The sequence below is a fragment of the Achromobacter insolitus genome, assembly GCF_002209555.1.
Lineage (GTDB): Bacteria > Pseudomonadota > Gammaproteobacteria > Burkholderiales > Burkholderiaceae_B > Achromobacter > Achromobacter insolitus.
The window spans coordinates 1-881 of the sequence record NZ_NJIF01000023.1; the positions used below are offsets into that span (position 1 = coordinate 1).

1 pseudogene is annotated in these 881 nt (G+C 68.0%); it reads left to right on the forward strand.

Annotated elements, in window-relative coordinates:
• A pseudogene (locus CEY08_RS29715) lies at positions 1-881 on the forward strand (hemagglutinin repeat-containing protein); the annotation flags it as partial.

The following is an 881-nucleotide window of genomic DNA, read 5'->3' on the forward strand; positions in this document are numbered from 1 at the left end:
TGGTTGTGCGACGAAGTGACGCCCATGTGCAGCAAGGATCCGGCCTGGCTGAATGACGACCCGGAGCGCATGTTCCTGCTGCCGTCCGCGAAGTACCCCGAGTCGCGCTATGGGCCGCCCTTCGACTACGCGCCCAGCTTGAAGGGCAAGGGCGGTAAGACGTCACCGATCACGCCAACCTATACGCCTGTCACCACGGTATGTGATGGCACCGGCGGCGATGCGGGCGCGATCTGCTCGGACGTGCCGGAAAAATTCCGGTACGGCGCCCAGGAGCGCATCTGGTCCGTTTTCGGGGTGACGCCGCCGTCTGGCCCCATGCCCGTCTGGACGGCGCCTGAGCGGGCTTGCTACAACCACGCCACCTGCGACGCCGAAGCCGCGCGCCGCAAGGTCTACGAAGAAGCCTATGCCGCGTACAAGGCGCCGCATATGGCGTTGGACGCGCGCATCCGGGAGTTCAACGCCGACTTCAACAACCGCCTGGTCGGCACGTTCACCTATTACCAGGTCCAGGAGACCGTCAGCGAGACCCGCACCCTGTCCTCCGACCCCGGCAAGATACTGTCGGGCGGGGCCATGGCGCTCACCGGCGCCGTCACCAACGACAAGAGCCAGATCGCCGCGGGCGGCACGCTCACGGTGGCCGGCCCGGCCATCCACAATCTCGGCGCGGGCGGCGAACGCATCATCACCCGGGTCGGGAGCGCCACGGTCACCCAGGCGCGTTCGCGCGACCGCCAGGAATACACCAGCGCCTACCGCAATACTCTGGCGGGCCAGCCCATCGAGCTACCGGTCGGCACTTCCGGCGGCAATCTCACCGTCCAGCTCAACGGCTCCCGCCCCGGCGCCAGCCATGGTGGCATCGCGCCCGGGCC